Origin of the sequence: Brachybacterium paraconglomeratum (assembly GCF_003994255.1) — a bacterium.
Taxonomy (GTDB): domain Bacteria; phylum Actinomycetota; class Actinomycetes; order Actinomycetales; family Dermabacteraceae; genus Brachybacterium; species Brachybacterium conglomeratum.
This window is the reverse complement of sequence record NZ_ML133858.1, coordinates 164,766-186,018: the sequence shown is the minus strand read 5'-3', so window position 1 is coordinate 186,018 and position 21,253 is coordinate 164,766. Positions and strand designations below refer to the sequence as shown.

The 21,253-nt window shown below is 72.5% G+C and carries 9 protein-coding genes and 2 rRNA genes; all 11 read left to right on the top strand.

Annotated elements, in window-relative coordinates:
* Nucleotides 1-116, top strand: a 23S ribosomal RNA gene (locus tag DS079_RS13045); the annotation flags it as partial.
* A 121-nt stretch (nucleotides 117-237) separates the two neighbouring features.
* A 5S ribosomal RNA gene (gene rrf / locus DS079_RS13040) occupies nucleotides 238-354 on the top strand.
* Nucleotides 355-755: 401 nt separating this feature from the next.
* Entirely contained in the window at nucleotides 756-1,763 is a 1,008-nt protein-coding gene (locus tag DS079_RS13035; RefSeq protein ID WP_126988298.1) for a polyprenyl synthetase family protein, read from the top strand.
* Between the two features lie 210 nt (nucleotides 1,764-1,973).
* Nucleotides 1,974-8,189, top strand: a complete 6,216-nt coding sequence (locus tag DS079_RS13030) for an Ig-like domain-containing protein (RefSeq protein ID WP_241237651.1) — start codon at nucleotides 1,974-1,976, stop codon at nucleotides 8,187-8,189.
* A gap of 61 nt (nucleotides 8,190-8,250) precedes the next feature.
* Entirely contained in the window at nucleotides 8,251-9,225 is a 975-nt protein-coding gene (locus DS079_RS13025; RefSeq protein ID WP_010552401.1) for an AAA family ATPase, read from the top strand.
* On the top strand, nucleotides 9,222-10,640 hold the full coding sequence (locus DS079_RS13020) for a DUF58 domain-containing protein (protein WP_126988297.1): 1,419 nt from the start codon (nucleotides 9,222-9,224) through the stop codon (nucleotides 10,638-10,640). Before DS079_RS13025 ends, DS079_RS13020 begins: the two co-directional genes overlap by 4 nt.
* Nucleotides 10,637-13,156, top strand: a complete 2,520-nt coding sequence (locus tag DS079_RS13015; protein WP_126988296.1) for a transglutaminase domain-containing protein — start codon at nucleotides 10,637-10,639, stop codon at nucleotides 13,154-13,156. Before DS079_RS13020 ends, DS079_RS13015 begins: the two co-directional genes overlap by 4 nt.
* Nucleotides 13,153-15,330 (top strand): RDD family protein, encoded by a 2,178-nt coding sequence (locus DS079_RS17640; RefSeq protein ID WP_126988295.1) that lies wholly within the window; start codon nucleotides 13,153-13,155, stop codon nucleotides 15,328-15,330. The genes DS079_RS13015 and DS079_RS17640 overlap by 4 nt, the downstream gene beginning before the upstream one ends.
* Nucleotides 15,327-16,202 (top strand): PP2C family protein-serine/threonine phosphatase, encoded by an 876-nt coding sequence (locus DS079_RS13005; protein WP_126988294.1) that lies wholly within the window; start codon nucleotides 15,327-15,329, stop codon nucleotides 16,200-16,202. The genes DS079_RS17640 and DS079_RS13005 overlap by 4 nt, the downstream gene beginning before the upstream one ends.
* Nucleotides 16,199-19,507, top strand: coding sequence for an FHA domain-containing protein (locus DS079_RS17455; protein ID WP_241237650.1), 3,309 nt, complete (start codon nucleotides 16,199-16,201; stop codon nucleotides 19,505-19,507). Before DS079_RS13005 ends, DS079_RS17455 begins: the two co-directional genes overlap by 4 nt.
* Complete coding sequence (locus DS079_RS12985; protein WP_126988292.1) at nucleotides 19,504-21,153, top strand: serine/threonine-protein kinase; 1,650 nt, start codon at nucleotides 19,504-19,506, stop codon at nucleotides 21,151-21,153. Before DS079_RS17455 ends, DS079_RS12985 begins: the two co-directional genes overlap by 4 nt.
* Nucleotides 21,154-21,253 lie beyond the last annotated feature (100 nt).

Genomic DNA, 21,253 nt, shown 5'->3' with positions numbered 1-21,253 from the left:
CCTTGCACCCTTGAGGTGTGTGAGGCCCCCAGTAGATGACTGGGTTGATAGGCCAGATGTGGAAGCACAGCAATGTGTGGAGCTGACTGGTACTAATGGCCGATGACTTACAACAACATTCTTTGTGTTGGTTGTTTGCTCTGTGTGTGTTCGCGTCCACTGTGCGGTTCTTGGGGAACAACCCCGTTGCCGGCACCGGTTTGGTGTGGGTGGGTGGCTGGTTGTGTCTCATCGTGTTACGGCGGTCATAGCGTCGAGGAAACGCCCGGTTCCATTCCGAACCCGGAAGCTAAGCTCGATCGCGCCGATGGTACTGCACTCGGGAGGGTGTGGGAGAGTAGGTCGCCGCCGGACATCTTCACTGGGAGTGGAGGAGTGCTTGAACCCCTTTTCGGGTGTTCGCCTCCTCCACTCCCTTTTTTCATGCCCGGGAACTGGGAGCCCACACGCGTCCCGGGTCCTGGCGCGAGAACGGGAGCCGGGCATGACAACCGGGGTCGGAAGGCGAGGCACCGGCCCGGGAGGGGGGTCGGGCTGAACCGTCCCGAGCGCCGGGATGGTCTGGTTCAGGGGGTGAGCTCGCAGATCCATCCATCGGCGGAGTGGTGCGCAGTTCCGCCCGTCACCTCGGGACCGTCGTACGGCTCGGGGCCCGTGCCTCCCCGGTAGACTCGGCTGTCGTGTCGCTCCTGTCCGGGAGCGCAGTCCGCACGCCGGCCCCGCTTCTCGGGACCGGTCCGATCCCCAGGAGAGACATGCCGTCCACGCTGCCGGGTGTGCCCGACATCGATGATCAGCTCGCGACGAGCATCGTCGAGCGCCTGGGGGCCATCGAGCATGGGCTGCGCGAGTCCGTCGCGAGCTCCGACGACATGATGCGCTGGACCGCCCGCCACCTCATGGACGCCGGCGGCAAGCGTGTGCGCCCGATGCTCGTGCTCCTGGCGGCCTCCCTCGGGGACGTCGATGCCGAGGGCGTGCAGGACGCGGCGATCCTCGTCGAGCTGACCCACCTGGCCAGCCTGTACCACGACGACGTGATGGACTCGGCGCCCACCCGCCGCGGCACCGACAGCGCCCACTCGCTGTGGGGCAACAACGTCGCGATCCTCACCGGGGACTTCCTCTTCGCCCGGGCGAGCGCGCTGAGCGCCCGCATCGGCCCCGAGGCCGTGCGGATGCACTCCGAGACCTTCGAGAGGCTCTGCCTCGGCCAGCTGCACGAGACCGTCGGACCCGCCGAGGGGGAGGACCCCTTCGCCCACTACATCTCCGTTCTCTCGGACAAGACGGCGTCGCTGCTCGCCCTCGCCGGCGACCTCGGCGCCTCCCTCGCCGGTGCCCCCGAGGGCTCCGGCGACGTCATGAGCCGCTACGGCGAGAAGGTCGGGGTCGCCTTCCAGCTCGCCGACGACGTGCTGGACCTCGAGAGCGACGCCGCCACGAGCGGGAAGACCCCGGGCATCGACCTGCGTGAGGGCGTGCCCACCATGCCCACCCTCCTCGTCCGCCGCCGGGCGGCCGAGCAGCAGGACCCGCGCAGCCTCGAGATCCTGCGCAGGCTTGACAGCGATCTCAGCGACGACACCGCGCTGGGCGAGCTCGTGGAGCTGCTGCGCGAGGACGAGGCGCTCGAGGAGACGCGCCGGCTCGCCCAGCGCACCGCCGACGAGGCCGTCGAGATCCTCGGCGAGCTGCCGCAGGGCCCCGTCCGCGAGGCGCTGGAGACCTTCACCCGCACGCTCGTCGAGCGCCGTCGGTGAGCTCCTCCTGAGATCGGCGATCGTTCGGTCTGCCTGACCTGTACGGGAGCTGGACGAGGCCGGGCGCGCGTAGTGCGTCGCGCGGGGGACCGGTACGCTGTCCGTTGTCGTGCGCGACCACATCGACTGCGGGGGTCATCTCCTCAGTGAGAGCAGCCGGTCGAGGCCGGGCGTGCGCGAGGAGTCTGCACGTCTTCTGGGGGTACCACCATGTCAGTCACCGCTGGACCGAAGAGGCGCCGCGGTCGGCGCACCACGGTCGTGTCCACGGCCGTCCTGTCAGTGGTGGCGCTCGTCCTCACCGGCTTCGCCGTGAACTACGACGGCCTGTCCTCCTCGGAGGTCGAGGTCTCCGACGGCGGCGTCTGGGTCAGCAACGGCGACCGCGGCCTCATCGGCCGCCTGAACGTCGACGCCGGCGAGCTCGACGCCCGCATCTCCGCCACCGGCCAGGACCTCGACATCATCCAGTCCGGCTACCACGTCTTCGAGACCGGGCCGCGCGGCATGACCCCCATCAACACCGCGGCCGCCTCCCGTGCGGGCCTCGTCGAGCTGCCGCCCGAGTCCACCGTCCGCATCGGCGGGGACCGCGTCGTGATCGCCGCGCCCGATGGCCGGGTCTGGATCCTCTCCCCGGACGAAGCCGCGGCGTTCAGCCCCGCCTCGGTCGAACCCGTCCTCGAGACCGGCAGCGGCGCGCCTCCCGTCGCCGTCTCAATGAGCGGCGACGTCTACGTGCTCAACGGCGAGGAGCTCCTGCGCTACCCCCGTACACCGTCCACCCGAGACACGAAGGCGGACAAGCCGTTCATCGCCGGCGGGGTCTCGAGCGACGCCGCGCAGGTCGAGCTCACCGTCGTCGGCGACGTGCCGGTGATCATGGATCGCGAGAACCGCATGCTTCGCCTCGGCACCGAGATGAAGGACTACCCGCTCGAGGACTACGGGATCTCCTCCCTCGAGGTCGGCGAGCTCCAGCAGGCAGGCCCCGCCTCCGAGAACGTCGTCCTGTCCACCGCCGACACGATGCTGCTGATCCCTCTCGACGGCGGGAAGGCGGAGTCGATCCCCGCCGGCGGCACCGGCTCCGAGGTCGTCGAGCCGGCGCAGGTCGACGGCTGCGCCTACGGCGCCTGGGGCGGCTCCCTCCGCTACGTCCGCGCCTGCGAGGGCCAGGAGCCCGTGAGGGACGTGATCCCCGAGGCGAAGGCCGGGGCGGACCTCTCCCTGCGCCAGAACCGCGACCTGGTCGTGCTCAACGACCAGAAGTTCGGTCTGTCCTGGGAGATCATGGATTCGATGCAGCTGGTCGACGACTGGGTCATCAACCAGGACATCCAGACCGACCAGTCGAAGGAGAAGGAGAAGGAGACTCTCACCACCACGATCGAGAACGTCGCGGCCGAGCGCGAGGAGGAGAACCGGCCCCCGACGGCCAACGACGACACCTTCGGCGTGCGGCCCGGTCAGAACGTGGTCCTCCCCGTCACGCGCAACGACGTCGACCCCGACGGCGACGTGCTCACCGTCGATGTGGAGGGGAAGCAGCCCGCCGCCGGGCACGTCACCCCGATCACGGGGGGCACGCAGCTCCAGATCCAGGTCGCCGACGACGCCTCCGGCACCCAGACCTTCACCTACGCCGTCGACGACGGGCGTGGAGGCAAGGACACCGCCACCGTCACCCTCGAGGTGCGCCAGGAGGGGGAGAACTCCGCCCCGCAGGCCGCCGAGGAGACGATGACCAAGGTCCAGGTCCGCTCCGGCCAGGAGATCAGCTTCAACATCCTGCCGTACTGGGAGGACCCCGACGGCGACGCCTTCTACCTCTCCAACGCCACGGTCCCGCCGGAGGACCTCGTCACCTTCACCCCCGACGGGAAGATCACCTTCAACGACGCCGGCCTCTCGCCGGGCACGAAGCAGGTCCAGCTCACCTTCCGCGACGAGAACGGCGAGACGGGGGAGGGGACGATCCAGATCGAGTCGGTGACCGACAGCGACCTCCCGCCGATCACCACCGCCGACCACGTCAGCATCGTCTCCGGACGCACCACCACGCTCAAGCCCCTGGTCAACGATCTCAACCCCAACGGCGGCGAGCTCGAGCTGATCAGCGTCGGCGAGTCCGAGGGGCTGGAGGTCGATCCGGCCCTGGACGCCGGGAGCGTCGACGTCACCGGTGCCGGGCCCGGCACCCACTACCTGGAGTACACGGTCGGGGCGAGCGGCGGCAGCACCACCTCCCTGGGACTGATGCGCATCGACGTGGTCGAGCCGGAGGCGGAGAACCTCCAGCCCGTCGCCGTCGACGACCTCGGAACGGTCACCACCGGTACCGACACGCTCGTGGACCCGCTGGAGAACGACGTGGACCCCACCGGCGGGGTGCTGGTCGCGAACTCCCTCGAGGTCCCCGAGGGCAGCGGTCTGAAGGCCACCGTCGTCGACCACCACCTGGTGCGGGTCGAGGCGGAGCCCGGCGCGACCGTCTCCTCCGAGCCGGTCCCCATCACCTACGAGGTCTCGAACTCGGCCGGCACCTCGACGGGCACCATCCGGATGATGGTCGTGAACACGGACACGCAGTTCGCGAACCCGGAGGCCGTCCCGGACCGCACCGTCGTGCGCGCCGGGGACATGGTCAACATCGACGTCACCGCCAACGACGTCTCGCCCACGGGCTCCGACCTCCACCTCGGCACGAACCTCGACACCTCCCGCGCCGATGCGCTGGGCAACACCGAGCCGCACCAGGACATGCTGCGCTTCCGCGCCGACGACGACGCGACGGGCGAGGCCGTCGTGCAGTACGAGGTGGTCGACGAGACGGGCCGCACCGGCTCCGCCCTCGCCTACATCACCATCGTGCCGCGGGACGCGGAGAACACCCCGCCGCGGCCGGAGAACCTCACCGCCCGCGCGGTCGCGGGCACCCCGGTGCGGATCCCCGTCCAGACCACCGGCATCGATCCCGACGGCGACTCCGTGATGCTCACCGGGGCGGCGAGCCCCATGCCCACCCTCGGCGAGATCACCACCGCGAACGGCGAGTGGATCGAGTACGTGCCGCACGAGGACTCGGTCGGCACGGACCGCTTCCGCTACCAGGTGATGGATCGCCACGGCGCGATCGGCACCGCGGAGGTGCTCGTCGGCATCGCCGCGCCCACGGACCGCAACCAGGCCCCCTACGCGGTCGACGACACCGTCGAGGTGCGCCCGGAGCGCGAGGTGCAGATCCCGGTGCTCGACAACGACACCGACCCCGAGGGCGACGCGCTCGGCATCGTGCGCGGCGACGTGGAGGCGATGACGGACATCGAGTACGTCGAGCCGCCGGAGGACACGGAGGACAACCTCGTCACCGTCACCACCCCGGCCGAGGAGGGCACCCACACGGTGCTGTACTCGGCGACCGACGAGCAGCTGAAGTCCAGCGCCACCGCGACCGTCAAGGTCGCCGCGAACGCGCCGCTGCTCTCCCCGGTCGCGGTCGACGACTTCGTGCCGGTCGAGGACGTCCTGGATCCGAAGAAGGACCACGTCGAGGTCGACGTGCTCGCCAACGACTCCGATCCCGACGGCAGCACCAACGACCTCGAGGTCGCGCTCGACGGCTCCTACGAGGGCGTGGACCTGCGCGAGGACGGGACGCTGAAGATCGTGCCCCAGGAGGAGCAGCAGCGGATCCGCTACATCATCACCGACCAGGACGACCAGTCCTCGGCCGGCTACGTGTGGGTGCCCGGCACCGCGAAGCAGGCCCCCGTCTGGGTGGGGGAGCCGGTGAAGGTGCAGGCCGGCGCCGAGGCGAAGATCGACCTCGCCGATCCCGGGAACGTGCGGGTCCGCCCGGGCGCGGAGAGCGTGCAGATCACCGACCCGTCGCTCGTGACGGCAGGCCACGGCGACGGCGGCGAGCTCGTCGAGAACGAGACGACGCTGAGCTACCGCCCTGCCGCGGACTTCTCCGGCAAGGACACCATCAGCGTCGAGGTCACGGACGGTGCGGTGGGGGACGCGACCGCGGCCACCGCGACGCTCGCGATCCCCGTCGAGGTCGCGCCCGAGGACGAGAACCTCCCGCCGACCTTCCAGGGCGCGCTGCTCGAGGTCGCGCAGGGAGAGGGCCAGGCCACGGTCGACCTCGCGCCCGGCGTGGACGACCCCGATGACGACACGTTCACCTTCGCCCTCGGGAAGTTCACCGAGAACCCGGAGATCGACGTGTCGGTCGAGGGCTCGGTCTTCACCGCGACCGCGACGCCGAAGGCGCCCAAGGGCACGGTCCTCGAGGTGCCGGTGACCGTCTCCGACGGGACGAACGATCCAGTGGAGTCCTCCGTGCAGGTCACCGTCGGCGGCTCGCCGCGGCCCCTGCTCACCACCGTGATGGACGAGGACACGATCGACGCGGGCACCACCAAGGACATCGCAGTGCTCGAGAACGACTCCAATCCCTTCCCCGGCGGGGACCGGGAGCTGCTCAGCGCCGGCCTCACCGCCGGTGAGGGCACCGTCGAGCTCAAGGGCGACAAGGTCTCGATCACCCCGGCAGAGACCTTCCACGGGATCCTCACCGCTCAGTACACGGTCGAGGACGACACCGGAGACCCGGACCGCCACGTCACCGGCGAGATCCGGATCGTGGTGCGCGGCAAGCCGGCGCCGCCCTCCGCGCCGCGCATCGGGGAGATCGGCGACGGGTTCGTCGAGCTGAACTTCGACGCGGGAGCCGACAACGGCGCCCCGATCACCGGGTACACGGTCACCTCGGCGACCGGCGGGACGGTGTCGCAGCAGTGCGCCTCGACCTCCTGCACGATCACCGGGCTGACCAACGACACGGAGTACACCTTCCAGGTCGTGGCTACCAACGACGTCGGCGACTCCGACCCGTCGGTGCCCTCGGCCGTGGCCCGCCCCGACGTGCGTCCCGAGAAGCCGGCCGCCCCGCGGGCGGAGCGCGGCGACCAGCAGCTGACCGTGGGATGGTCCGCACCCGAGAACCGCGGCTCCGCGATCCAGAGCTACGAGGTGCAGGTCCAGGACACCAGCGGCCAGGGGATCTCCTCCCAGACCGTCGAGGGCGGCAGCACCCAGACGGTGTTCTCGGGGCTGACCAACGGCGTCGACTACCGATTCAGGGTGCGGGCCTCGAACCTGGCCGACGAGCCCTCGGAGTGGTCGGAGTGGTCCTCGGCGGAGCACCCGGCCGGCAAGCCCAAGGCCCCCAGCGGCACCCCGTCGGCCGAGCGGGTCAACACCGCTCTCGGCGGCGCGGTGGACGTGACGTGGCCGGCGATGACGGATGCCGAGGCGAACGGCGAGCCGATCACGCAGTACGTCGTGAAGTCCTCCTCGGGCGCGAGCCAGACGGTCGACGGAGGGACCACCAAGGCGTCCTTCCGCGACCTGGATCGCGACAGCAAGCACACGTTCACCATCACCGGCGTGAACTCCGTCGGCACCGGCTCCGGCTCCTCGAAGGCGTCGAACGAGGTCGTCCCGTGGGCGAAGCCCGAGGCGCCCACCGGGGTGAAGGCGTCGATGCCGAGCGAGGGCAAGGGCGACGGGCCGAACGGACGGGCGAACGTCAGCTGGGAGGCGGCGAACGGCAACGGCACCACGGTCACCAAGTACGTGGTGCGCTGGAACGGCGGCTCGAAGACCGTCGACGCCTCGTCCACGAGCACGTCCATCTCCGGGCTGAGCAACGGCACCTCGTACCGCTTCACCGTCGAGGCCCGCAACGGCTTCGCGGCCGACGGCGGCGTGAGCCCCCGCTCCGAGGAGTCCAACGCGGTCACGCCCTACACGAAGCCGGCCGGGCCGCAGATCAGCACCAGTGCCGGCACCTGTCATGCCGCCGACAACTGCAACGTCTCCTACACCGTGACGGCGAACGGCACGGACGGCGGCCGGGACAAGACCCTCAAGGTGTGGATCGACGGCAAGGCGCAGACCGTCTCCGGCAACAAGTTCTCGCACACCCAGCGGGTGGACTCGGGGTCCACGCACGAGATCACGGCCGAGGTCGTGAACGAGGGCGGGCTCAGCAGCGGTCAGGTCAAGGACTCCGTCACGGCCAACAAGTACAACCCGCCGGCGCCGAAGCTCGACTCCAGCAGCTGGAACTGGTCCGAGGACTACACAGGCGTGTCCGAGAACTGCAGCACAGGTCAGTGCAAGTACTACGGCTTCACGCTCACGAACCTCGAGCCGGGGAAGACGTACAAGGTCCAGTACTCCAACAACAACGACCCGAACTACGCGAGCGAGACCATCACGGCGAAAGCCGACGGCACGTGGACCCGGGAGCCCAACCGGTTCTTCTACGGACACGACTCCACGACCAACAACCCGCTGCGCGTCTCTGTCGCCGGCGAGCAGGTCGGTTCGGCGTACATGCCGCGCTAGTCCCTCGCGCCTCCCTGCCTCAATCCCTCCGCCTCCCACCACCGAAAGCAGACTCCTCCTCATGAGCATGACCCCCGAACAGGCCCGCTGGTTCGCCGACACCTTCGACAAGCTCGTCCAGAGCGTCGGCCAGGCCGTCCTCGGCAAGAACGAGGTGGTCCGCCTAGTGCTGACCGCGATGATGGCCCCCGGCCACGTGCTGCTCGAGGACGCGCCGGGCACCGGCAAGACCTCCCTCGCCCGCTCCATCGCGGCGACCGTGCAGGGCACCAGCACCCGCATCCAGTTCACCCCGGACCTGCTGCCCTCCGACGTCACGGGCGTGACGATCTACGACCAGAACACGAAGTCCTTCGAGTTCCACAAGGGCCCCGTCTTCGCCAACGTCGTCCTCGCCGACGAGATCAACCGCGCCTCGCCCAAGACCCAGTCGGCGATGCTCGAGGTGATGGAGGAGGGCCGCGTCACCGTCGACGGCGTCACCCACGAGGTCGGCAACCCCTTCATGGTGATCGCGACCCAGAACCCGATCGAGCAGGCCGGCACCTACCGCCTGCCCGAGGCGCAGCTGGACCGCTTCCTGATGAAGACCTCGATCGGCTACCCGGACCACGCCTCGAGCGTGCAGATCCTCCAGGGCTCCGCCCTGCGAGACCGCTCCAAGCAGCTCACCCCGCGCATCTCCCTGCAGGCCGTCAACGACATGACCCAGCTCGCCTCCACCGTGCACGTGGACCCGGCGGTGCTCGAGTACGTCTCGCGCCTGATGGAGGAGACCCGCCTCGCGCCCGAGGTCCGCGTCGGCGTCTCCATCCGCGGCGCCCTCGCCCTCATGCGCACCGTCAAGGTGTGGGCCGCCGTCAACGGACGCCACTACGTGATCCCCGACGACGTCAAGTCGCTCGTGGAGCCGGTGTGGCTGCACCGCTTCGTGCTCGACCCCGAGGCCGAGTTCGCGGGCACCACCGCGAAGTCCGTCATGACCAAGATCCTCAGCGAGGTGGCGCCTCCCCAGGCGCGCCAGCAGACGGCATGAGCTCCCAGCCCTCCTCCGTCCCCACCGACACCGCCGACGCGAAGTCCGCCAAGGCCGAGGCGAAGAAGCGCCGCCGCGCCGCCGCGGCCGAGTCCCGGGCCGGCTCCCGTCGCGAGCGCCGCAGGGCGCGCGCTGCCGCGAAGCGCGCCCGTGAGGGGCAGACCGGCCCGGCCGAGGAGACCACCCAGGGCGATGCCCCCGCGAGCACCGGCTGGGCCGGTCTGCGGGACCGCGTCGTCGAGCTGTGGATGCGGCGCATCCACCCGGTCCTCGACGTCGTCTCCCCGGTGGGGTGGGCCGTGGCCGGCGTCGCCGCCGCGTGCTGGATCGCCGGTCTGACCCTGCACGTCACCGAGCTGAACGTGGTCGCGCTCGCGCTCACCGTCCCGCTCGTGATCGCGGCGCTGTTCGTGCTGGGCAAGGCGAACTACAAGGTCACGCTCGACCTGCAGACCCACCGGGTCGTCGTCGGCACCCGGGCCGTCGGCCGGGTCGAGGTCGCCAACCCCACCCAGCGCGACATCCTCCCCTCGCGGATCGAGCTGGCCGTCGGCCAGGCGACCGCCCAGTTCCTGGTGCCGCGGCTCGCGGCCGCCCAGAGCCACGAGGAGCTCTTCGCCGTCCCCACCAAGCGCCGCGCCGTGCTGGTCGTCGGGCCCGTGCGCTCCGTGCGCGACGACCCGCTCTCCCTCATGCGCCGCCAGGTCACCTGGGCGAAGGAGCAGGAGCTCTTCGTCCACCCGCGCACGGTCCGCCTCGACGAGGCCGCCAGCGGCTTCCTCCGCGACCTCGAGGGCACGCCCTCCTCGGACCTCTCCAGCTCCGACATCGCCTTCCACGCGCTGCGCGACTACGCGCCCGGCGACGACCGCCGCCACGTCCACTGGCGCACCACCGCCCGCACCGGGAAGCTCATGGTCCGCCAGTTCGAGGAGACCCGCCGCTCCCACGTGGTGGTCGCGCTCGACAACCTCGCCGAGCACTATGCGAGCGAGGAGGAGTTCGAGCTGGCCGTGTCCGTGGCCGCCTCGATCTCCGCCCAGACCTTCCGGGAGGAGAAGGAGCTGACGCCCTTCACCTTCGACGCCCGCCAGCGCACCGCCTCCTTCCGCCCGATGATGGACGACTACACGCTGGTCGAGCAGCTCAAGGAACGGATCTCCTTCCACGAGCTGGGGCAGAAGGCATCCGACCTCGCCCCCAACGCCTCCGCGGTGATGATGGTGGTCGGTCCCCACACCACGGCGCGCGAGCTCAACGCCGCCGCCAACCAGCTTCCGATCGGAGTGATGGCCGTGGCGATCCGCTGCGTGGAGGACGCCGAGGTGCAGCGATCGGCGATCGGCTCGCTCGACGTCGTCACCCTCGGCTCCCTCGACACCCTCGCCCGCGCCCTGAGGGCGGTGGGCCGATGACCGCGCCCGCGCGCCCCGCGCGCCGCCCCAGCTACTTCTCGTCCGTCCCCGCGAAGCGCCTCGCGATCGACCTCGCCGTGCTCGGCGCGCTGTTCGTCCTCGCGCTGCTCGGCTTCCAGCACGTCTACGGGGGAGCGCAGTACCTGGTCACCGGGATCATGGCGCTCGTGCTCGGCACCCTGATCGCCCTGATCGGCGCCCGCTGGCGCTGGGGGCCGCTGCGGATCACCGCCCTCGTGCTCGGGGTGTACCTCCTGTTCGGCTCGATGTTCGCCGCCCCCACCCGGGCGCTCTGGGGCATCGTCCCCACCCCGGGATCGCTGCTCGAGCTGCTGAAGGCGCCGGTGACGAGCTGGAAGTCGCTGCTGACCGTCGCCCCGCCCGTCGGCGTCGCCCAGGGCGTGCTGGCGGTGGTGTGGATCAGCATGCTGCTGCTGTCGCTGGCGGCGATGACCGTCGTGATGCGCACCCGCCTCTACGTCCTGGCCTGGCTGTTCCCGCTGGTGATGGTCGCGACGAGCATCTTCTTCGGCACGGACCAGGCGTTCTGGCCGGTGCCGCGCGGCGTGCTCTACGCCGTGCTGTCCGTCGGCTGGCTGACCTGGCGCTTCGAGAGCGGCCGCCTGGCCGGTGCCGAGTCCACGATCATCTCCGACACCGTCCGCCCCGGCTCCTGGAAGAACCCGGTGCTGCGACGCCGCGTGATCGGCGGCGCCGTGATCATGGCGATCGCCGCCGGCGGCGCCTTCGCGGCGAGCCCCCTGCTGGACCCGCCCGAGGGCACCATCCGCTACGCCCAGCGCGACCGGATCACCCCGCCCTTCGACCCGCGCCAGTACGTCTCCCCGCTGACCGAGTTCCGCGGCTACCTCAAGGACCAGCGCGAGGAGGAGCTGTTCACCATCACCGGCGTGAGCAGCGGCGACCAGATCCGCCTGGCCACGATGGACCAGTACGACCTGCAGGTCTACAACGTCGCCTCCAGCCGGCAGAAGGACAGCCCCTCCGGGGCGTTCCTGCGCACCGCCCCCGGCGTCGACCTCGAGGAGGGCACCGGGCAGCAGCAGGTCTCCTCCGTGACGATCGGCGCGTACCGCGGCGTGTGGATGCCCACCGTCGGCGAGCGGACCAACCGCATCGACCTCGAGGGGATGGACCAGGGGCGCGCGAGCGCCACCACCGAGAACCTCTTCCTCAACCAGCCCTCGCAGACCGCGGTCAACGCGCTCGGGGTGCAGGCGGGGGACAGCTACGAGCTGTCCTACGAGCCGTACACGGAGCCCACCGCGGAGCAGCAGAACACCGCGACGTTCGCGGACATCGCCCTGCCCGACAACACGCCGACGGACGACATGACAGCACTCGCCGAGGAGTGGGCGGGCTCCTCCGACTCCGACTACGAGCGCTTCCAGAACCTCTCCCGCTCCGTCAAGGACGACGCCTACTACTCCCACGGCCTGGAGGACGACACCGCCTCGCTCTCCGGCCACGGGTACAGCCGGCTCCGGGCGATGCTCGAGGAGGTCGGCTTCGACGAGGACACCCCCGACGCCCAGCCGATGGGCCGCATCGGCGACGAGGAGCAGTACGCGGCGCTGACCGCCGTGCTGGCCCGCTCGATCGACATCCCCGCCCGCGTGGTGATGGGCTTCGAGGTGCCCGAGGGTCAGGAGGGGACCGCCTCCATCACCGGCGACGACGTCACCGCCTGGGTGGAGGTCGCCTTCGAGGACATCGGCTGGGTGCGCTTCGATCCCGCCCCCGACGAGGACGAGGACCCCACGGAGCCGCAGCCCAAGGAGGTGGAGAAGCCGCTGCCGCAGGTCGCGCAGCCGCCGCCGCCCCCGGCCGAGCCGCCGAGCCCGCCGCCCGGCGCGATGAGCGACGACACCGACGACGACGAGGACCCGACCGACGAGACCGCCTCGTGGGTCGTGTACCTGGGCCTCGGCCTGCTCCCGTTCGTGCTGCTGGGCCTGTTCGCCGCCGCGGTGATCATCGCCAAGACGGTGCGGCGCCGACGCCGTCGCGCGCTCGAGACCCTGCCGGCCCGCGTCGACGGCGGCTGGCAGGAGATCCTGGACCTCCTCACCGACATGGGCAGGGCTCCTGATCCGCTGATGACCCGGGCGGAGATCGCCGCACAGCTCCAGGCCGACGTCCCCCAGCTCGGGGCGTCCACGCTGGCCGCCCGCGCGGACCGGGCCGTGTTCGGCCCGGACGACCTGCCCGACGCCGCGGCGGAGGAGTACTGGGACCAGGTGATGGCGGCGCTCAGCGGCGCCACCGCCGCCCTGCCGTGGCATCGTCGGCTCCGCACCGCGCTCTCCCTGCGCTCCTTCCGCCGCGGTGCGGCCGAGCGACGGCGCGAGAACCGGCGCCGACGGGTCAACGCCCGCGCCCGGGCGAAGGCGCAGAAGCGCACGGAGGCGCTGCGGCGACGCCGCTCCTCGGTGCGCGGCACGACCGCACCGTCCCTCTGGCGGACCATCAGGCGAAAGGGCCGTTCCTCATGAACCAGACCAGATACTGCAGCACCTGCGGGACGCTGCTGTCCGAAGGGGCCGCGATCTGCGGCGAGTGCGGTGCGCGCTATCAGGCCTCGCCCTACGAGAAGCGGGCCACCGACGCGCCCGGCGCCTGGTCGGCGCCGCCCAGGCCCCGCACCCGGGCGGAGCAGGGGCAGGAGCGGTCCGACCAGGAGGACGAGGGGATCGAGCTCATCACGGCCGACTCCCTCCGCCCGGCCCAGCCGGGAGCGACCGCGCTGCGGAGCGAGGAACAGTACGATCGGGTGATGGTCACGCAGCCACCGATGAACCAGCCCGCGATGAACCAGCCCGGGCAGAGCCCCGGCATGCCCGGCGGGCCCGGTGCGTCGGCCCCCGGGCCGGGCGCCGCCCCGGGCACTGCGCCCGGCGCCGCTCCGGAGGGCGCTCCCGCCGCGGCATCCTTCGAGCCGCCGCTGGACGGCTGCGCCCCGGCCACCCCGGTCAAGCGCTTCCTCGCCGCGCTGATCGACACGGTGATCGCTACGCTCGTGACGGTCCCGTTCCTGATCGGCTTCATCCTGATCATCACCTCGCAGAGCGCGAGCACCACCTCGATGATCCTCATCGGCGTCGGGACCGCGCTGCCGGCCGCATACCACCTGGTGATGATCTGGCTGGTCGGCGCCAAGGGCTTCACCCTGGGCAAGCTGATCCTGGGCCTGCGCGTGACCCGCCTGAGCGAGGGCGGGGCGCTCGGCTTCGTGCGCGCTCTCGGACGCTGGGCCGTGTATGCGCTGTTCCCGCTGCTGATGGCGCTGTCGATCTTCTTCGACCCGCGCAAGCTGCTGCGCGGCTTCCACGACCGGGCGATCGACTCGGTCGTCACGGACATCAAGGCCGGACGCAACCCCCTCCAGCCCCGCCCCGACGACTTCGAGCGCGCCGGCGCCGAGCACTACCTCGGCGCGCCGTCCGTCGCGGTGTCCACGCACGAGAACCTGCTCTCCGAGCCCGGTGCGGCATGGCGTGACCAGGGCGCCTCCCCGGTCCAGCCCGTCGACGGCGCGCAGGGGCCCGAGCAGGGCGCCCCGAGCCCGTACGCCCCGGGCGGCTCGGCGGCCTCTGCCGCCGAGGCTCCCGCCGCGTCCTGGGGCTCCCCGTCCCCGGCACCCCAGCAGCCCGCCTCCGACGGCGGCTGGGCCCCGCCGCCCGTCGAGCCGATCCCGTCGGCACCCGCGCAGTCCTCCTGGGACCAGCCGTCCGCGTCGGGCCAGTCCTCGTGGGACCAGCCGTCGGCCCCCGCGCAGCCCTCGTGGGAGCAGCCCGCCGGGCAGGACCAGGCCCCGTCCTGGGGCGAGCCCGCGGCGCAGGACCCGCAGGAGCAGCAGTGGGGTGCCCCGGCCCCCGAGCAGCCGCAGGCCGCCCCGTCCTGGGGACAGCCCTCGGCACCGGAGAGCTCGGCGCCCGAGCCCTCGCAGTCCGCGACCTCGTGGGGCGAGGCTTCGGCCCCGGAGCAGCCGCAGAGCTGGGACCAGGGCGGATACGCCCCCGCCCCGCAGTGGGGCTCCCCGGCTACCGCGCCGGAGCCCGCCCCGGTGCCGTCGCCCGCTCCCGCCCCGGGACCTGCCGACTCCTCCCCGGCCGCCTGGGGACCGCCTCCCGCGGCCTCGGCGGACCAGGCCCCGGCCGCGCCGGGCCAGGACGCGGCTGCGCCGGGCCAGGACGCGGCCGCGCACGGCGGCGACGCCCCGAGCGACGTCACCGGTGATGCCTGGGGCGACGACGGCGTGGACGAGGCGACGCGCATGTCCGTGTCCGAGGACCTCGGCGACCTCGAGGCGACCCGCATCTCGCCCGCCCATCTCCCGCCCGTGAAGAAGGTGCGGCTGACCACCGACGACGGCGCCGAGCGCGTCGTCGAGAAGGCCGTGGTGGTCGGGCGCAACCCCTCCTCGCCCTCCGGCGAGGTGCTCTTCGTGATGAAGGACGACACCCGCTCCGTCTCCAAGACCCACCTGCGCATCGACGGCACGGGGGAGGAGCTGCTGGTGACCGACCTCGGCTCCACCAACGGCTCGACGATCCTGCGCGAGGACGGCTCCCGCGAGAACCTCGTGCCGGAGACCCCCACGGTCCTCCCGGCCGGGGCCCGCCTCACCCTCGGGGACCGGACCCTGTCCGTGGAGAGGGTGCAGTGATCGACCGTTCCCTCTCCGACCCGGACCTCGAGGGCACCGTCCGCGTCGTCTCCGCCTCGGCCACCCACGTCGGCCATGTGCGGGCGACGAACGAGGACAGCCTGCTGACCGCCACGCCGATCCATCTCGTCGCCGACGGGATGGGAGGGCACAACGCGGGTGAGGTCGCCAGCGCGATCGCGGTCGAGGAGTTCGAGAAGCTGACGCTCCAGCAGAACGTCACCGTCGAGCAGCTCGGCGACGCGCTGCACACCGCGTCGGTGCGCATCGGCGAGCTCGGCGGCGAGTCGACCCTCGGCGCCGGCACCACGGTCGCGCTGGTCGCGACGATGGTGCTGGACGGGATCGGCTACTGGGTCGTGATGAACCTGGGCGACTCCCGGGTGTACCGCCTCTCGGGGGAGATCTTCGAGCAGGTCAGCGTGGACCATTCGGTGGTCCAGGAGCTGATGGACCGCGGGGAGATCTCGGCCGAGCAGGCGCGGATCCACCCCTACCGGCACATGGTCACCCGGGCGCTCGGCGCCGGGCCGGAGTCGGATCCCGACTACTGGCTGATCCCGGCGGAGGTCGGCGATCGGATGCTGATCTGCTCCGACGGGCTCACCGGCGAGGTCGACGACGCGTCGATCGAGCGGATGCTGCGCCGACCCACCGACGTGCGCACCATCGCCGAGGACCTGGTGCGCCGTGCACTGGACGGCGGCGGGCACGACAACATCTCCGTGGTGATCGTCGAGGCGGTCGAGGTGCTGGGGCAGCCCGGCGCCTCCGAGGACACCGCCGGCGGCACCTCTCCCGCGGAGGACGAGTTCGAGGTCGACGAGGACACGCTCCCGCGCCCCCTCGCGGACGGTGAGGGTCGGGCATGACGACCGAGGACACGGCGTCCGCCGCGGCCTCCCTGCTCGGCCTCGGCACCTGGACCCGACAGGGGCCGGCGACCCTCGTGGTGCGCGAGGACCGCTGGGTGGTGCTCGTCCCCGGGCTGCGCAAACAGGTGACGGAGGCGGCCTGGGAGGTGCTGGGACGGCGCCCCGAGGCCGAGGAGTTCGTCGATCAGCTGGTCGAGGCCGGTGATCTGGGCAGCGCGGACAAGCTCACCGCGCTGCTGTTCGGCGTCCACGACGGGCAGAGCGCGACGGTCGGGGTGAAGGGCTCCACGCCCCTGGCCGTCTACACGGCCGATGGGGCGCAGGTGGTCGTCGGCACCGAGGAGCAGCCGCTGGTGATCAGCTCCTTCGAGGGGGTGCGCCGGGTGGCCTTCGGCGACCTCCCGCCCGAGGAGCCCGTCGGCGCGCCGCGCGTGGTCTCGGGCATCGTGCCCGTGCGCGGCTTCGTGCACATGACCGTCGACCCCGCCCAGCTCGAGGAGGCCGACCGCGCCGCGCTCGCCGAGCAGGTGGAGAAGGACGGCCGCTCGATCGAGACGGAGGAGGCGAAGAAGCGCCGCGCGGAGCGTCCGGCACCCACGCCCTCGAAGCCCTCGACGACCGCAGGATCCGGCTCGAGCTCCTCGTCGATCCGCAAGCCCTCCGTCGCCACCCGCAAGCCGGGCGAGATGCCGCCGTCGCTGTCCCGCGGCGGATCCTCCGCGTCCTCCTCGCGCCCCGCGGCCGAGGCGGAGGCGTCCTCGGGACCGAACCTCTTCGCGGGCCTCTTCGGGAACGACGCCCCGGCAACGGCGTCGGCTCCCGCCCCGGCTCCGGCAGCGACTCCGGTCCCCGCTCCGGCCGCGCCCGGGCAGTCGACCGCGGGTCCCGCCGCCGCGCCGTCGGCACCCGCGGCGGAGTCCGCTCAGCCCGCGGCGACGCCTGCTCCGGCTGCCACGCCTGCCCCGGCTGCAACGCCCGAGCAGGCTGCGACTCCTTCGCCGGCTCCATCGCCGGCGCCGGCCGCGACGCCCGCGCCGCTCGAGTCCGCTCCGTCGGCCGCGCCGTCGGGGTCGGCACCGGCCGACGACGCGCAGGCCGAGGCGACGGGAGCGAGGGCGGAGACCGCGACGACGGGCTCGGCCTCGCAGTCCGTCGCCGGAACGCGGACCGCGCCCGCGAAGCGACGACTCGTGAGCACCTCGCTCTTCGACCGTCGGCGCACCGCGACTCCGGCCGCCGCCGAGCAGTCGACCCCGCAGTCGGTCGAGCCCTCCTCCGAGGCGACCGCGGCGGCGCAGGGCTCTCACCCGGCGCCCGCACCGTCGGCGCCCGAGCCGCCGCAGCCCGCGGCGCAGGACGCCTCTGCCGCCGCAACGCAGCAGCCTGCGGCCCAGGATGCCTCCGCCGCCGAGACTCAGCAGCCTGCGGCGCAGGACGCCTCCGCGCCCGGTGCCCCTGCCCAGCCTGACCCCGGGCAGCCCGCTGCCGAGCAGCCCGACGCCGCACAGCCGGCCCCCGCGACCCCCGCCCCTGCCGCTCCCGCCCCGGTCGCGCCGCCGGCCTCTGCCCCGGCGGCCTCCCCGGCACGCTCCGCCTCGCCCTCGGTGCCCACGCCCGAGCCGCCGATGGAGGACGATCTCGAGTCGCCCCCGACCCTGATCGCACCGATCGACGACGGGGAGGGGCCTGAGGAGGACGTGCCGGCTCCCTCGCCCGTCCGGCGCGCCTCGGCTCCTGCGCCGCAGCGCCCCGCCCTCTCGACGGGCGATCTTGAGAACTCCGGCGCCTACGACGACCTCTTCGGCAAGACCGTCTTCCGCCGCATCGAGGACGCCGCCGTGCGCCGCAGCGGTGAGGAGGGCGAGGAGTCCGAGCTCGAGCAGGACGCCCCGGCCTCCGCCGCGGACGACCTCGCCTCGGACGGCGCGTTCCCCTCCGAGACCCGGATTCCCGGCGCCGATGCGGACGAGGACGTCGAGGAGGCCCCCGTCCCGGAGCACACCACCGGTGCCGGCGACTTCATCGACTGGGTGCCGGGCGTGGGACGGACCGCGCCGGAGATCGCGCAGGCGGCCGCTCGTCGCGCCGCGCGTCCGCAGAGCGCGCCGCCGGCCTATCCACAGGTCCACATGGCCGAGCGTCCGCCCGCGCCGAACACCGGCTCGCGTCCGGCGCCGACCGGGCCCGGCGCTCCCCAGGGCACGGGAGCCGACAGGTACGCGCAGGTCTCCGGCCCCGGGGCCCCGATGCAGGGCTTCCCGGGTGCGCAGAGCGCCGACGGCCCCCGGCACGGGGCGCATGCTCCGCACAGCCCGTACGGGATGCCGGGACCCCAGGGGCAGCAGAGCCCGTATGCGGCACCGGGGACCTACGGTCCGCAGAGCGCATACGGCGCGCAGGACCGGCACGACCAGCAGGCCGCCCAGGGCCACCCCGCTCCGTCGCACCAGCAGGTCCCCTACGGCCAGCAGCCTCCCTACGGCGAGCCGGATCCGTACGGCCGGTCGGGCCAGTACGGCCAGCCGGGTCAGTACGGCCGGCCCGGCCAGCACGGCGCTCCGACCCCCTACGGCGGGCCCGCCGCCTCCGGCCATCCGGCCTCCGCCGCCGGCGGCCATGTCGGGCACTCGGGACAGCAGCCGTCGCACGCCCCCGGCGTCGGAGGACGCCATGCGAGCGCACCGCATCCCGTCGCGCCGGGCACCGCAGCGCCGCCGGCTCCGGGGCCCGCGGCCCGGCCCGTCCCGGCTCCGGCTGCAGGGCCGTCCGCCCCGTCCGCCCCGCACGCCCCTGCCGCGCAGGGAGGTCCCGCACGGCCCGCCACCCGCGGATCGGGCGGCGCCGCCGTGGCACTGCCGGGGCTGGTGTGCGCGAACGGCCACGCGAACTCGCCGGAGAGGTTGGCCTGCCGGCTCTGCGCCGCGCCGCTCAGCGGCCCCACCCGCACCGTCGCCCGCCCTCCGCTGGGCGCCGTCGCGGTGAGCACGGGGGAGGGGTTCGTGCTCGACCGCACCGCGGTCATCGGCCGGCGCCCCCGGGCGTCCCGCGTCAGCGGCAGCGACGTGCCGCAGCTGATCACGGTGCCGAGCCCGCAGCAGGACATCTCCAGATCGCACCTCGAGCTGAGGCTCGAGGGATGGCACGTGGTCGCGCTCGACCTCGGCACCACCAACGGCACCACGCTGCACCGCGAGGGCTACGAGCCCCTGCGGCTGCGCCCCCGCGAGGGCGTGGTGCTCCACGACGGAGACCTGCTTGACCTGGGGGATGAAGTGCACCTGACGTACGGGGAGAAGTCATGAGCTCGAGACCGCCCTCGGCACCGCCGCGCCTGGCCGGCTACGAGTACGAGAAGCTGCTCGGCTCGGGCGGGTTCGCGGACGTGTTCCTGTACCGCCAGGCACGGCCGCAGCGCCGCGTCGCGATCAAGGTGCTGCTGTCCACGGTGCTCGACGAGTCCGTGCGCCATCAGTTCGACTCCGAGGCCAATGTCATGGCCCAGATGTCGACCCACCCCTCGATCGTCACGATCCACCAGGCCGAGGTCTCCGGGGACCACCGCCCCTACATCGTGATGGAGTACTGCTCGCGCCCGAACTACGGCGTGCGCTTCCGCAAGGAGCGGATCACCGTCGCCGAGGCGCTGCGCGTGGGCGTGCAGATCGCCGGCGCCGTGGAGACCGCGCACCGCGCCGGGATCCTCCACCGCGACATCAAACCCGCGAACATCCTGGTCACCGACTACAACCGGCCCGCGCTCACCGACTTCGGCATCTCCATCGCCGCCGGGCAGGGCGAGGACGTCGAGGACTCCCAGGGCATGTCGATCCCCTGGTCGCCGCCCGAGTTCTTCGCCGACCCGCCGCGCGCCGACGTGCGCAGCGACGTGTTCTCCCTCGCCGCGAGCGTGTACTCGCTGCTGGCCGGGCAGACGCCCTTCGAACGGCGCGGGCAGCGCAACACCGCCACCGACCTCATCCAGCGGATCGCGAGCGAGCCGCTGCCGCCCCTGAACCGGCCCGACGTGCCCCCGGAGCTGAACCGGGCGCTGTCCATCGCGATGGCGAAGGACCCCGCCGGCCGCTACGACACCGCGCTTGCCTTCGGGCGTGCGCTGCAGCAGGTGGAGCTCTCGCTCTCGCTCCCGGTCACCCAGATGGACGTGCTGGACGACCGCGGGGCCGCCCCCGCCCATGACGGCGAGGTCGACGAGCTCACCGAGCACACCCGGATCAGGAAGGTCGCCACCGTCGACCCCGAGACGGGCACAAGCCCCGGCGGCCGTCGGCGCGTGGACCCCTATGCGGGGGTCGCCCCCGCGCTCGGTGCCGCACCCGCCGCGGCGGGCCCGGCGAGCTGGTCGGGTGCCTCGGCCCCGTCGGCCGCCGACGCCTCGGAGTCCACGATGCTGCGCCCCGCCGGGGCGCCCGCCGGATCCGTCGGCCGTGCGCCGCTGGCCTCCGAGCATCAGGAGCCGGATCCCGAGAGGCCCCGCACCCCCGCCTGGCCGTTCGTCACCCTCGCCGCCGTGCTCGTGATCCTGCTCGGAGTCGGGGCGACCCTCGGCGTGCGCCACTTCTTCGTGGAGGAGGAGGAGCCGCCGCCCACCTCCCCGATCAACATCGCCGACGATCCGGAGGATCCTCCGGGCGCCCCCCGCAGCGTCGAGCTGCAGGTCGTCGCCCCCGAGCAGGAGGGCGGACGGACCGGGCGGGTGAAGGTCGCATGGGAGCTGCCCGAGAACTTCGCGCAGGAGGACCACTTCATCGTGCAGTGGCAGGACCTGCCCGCGAACTACGACCGCTACGCCGTGCAGCACGAGGTCCACGGCCGCAACTCGGTCGTGATCGAGATCCCGCCCCAGCTGGCGGAGCGGTGCCTGACCGTCAGGACCGTCAACCCCAACGGGCAGTCCAGCGAGGCGGAGGAGAAGTGCCTCAATGGGTGATGCCTCGACGATCACGGCCCCGACGGCCCCGATACCCATGACCCCGACGACCGCCGTCGTGGACAGCGCCTCGCACGGCGAGACGGGCGCCGCCGCGGCG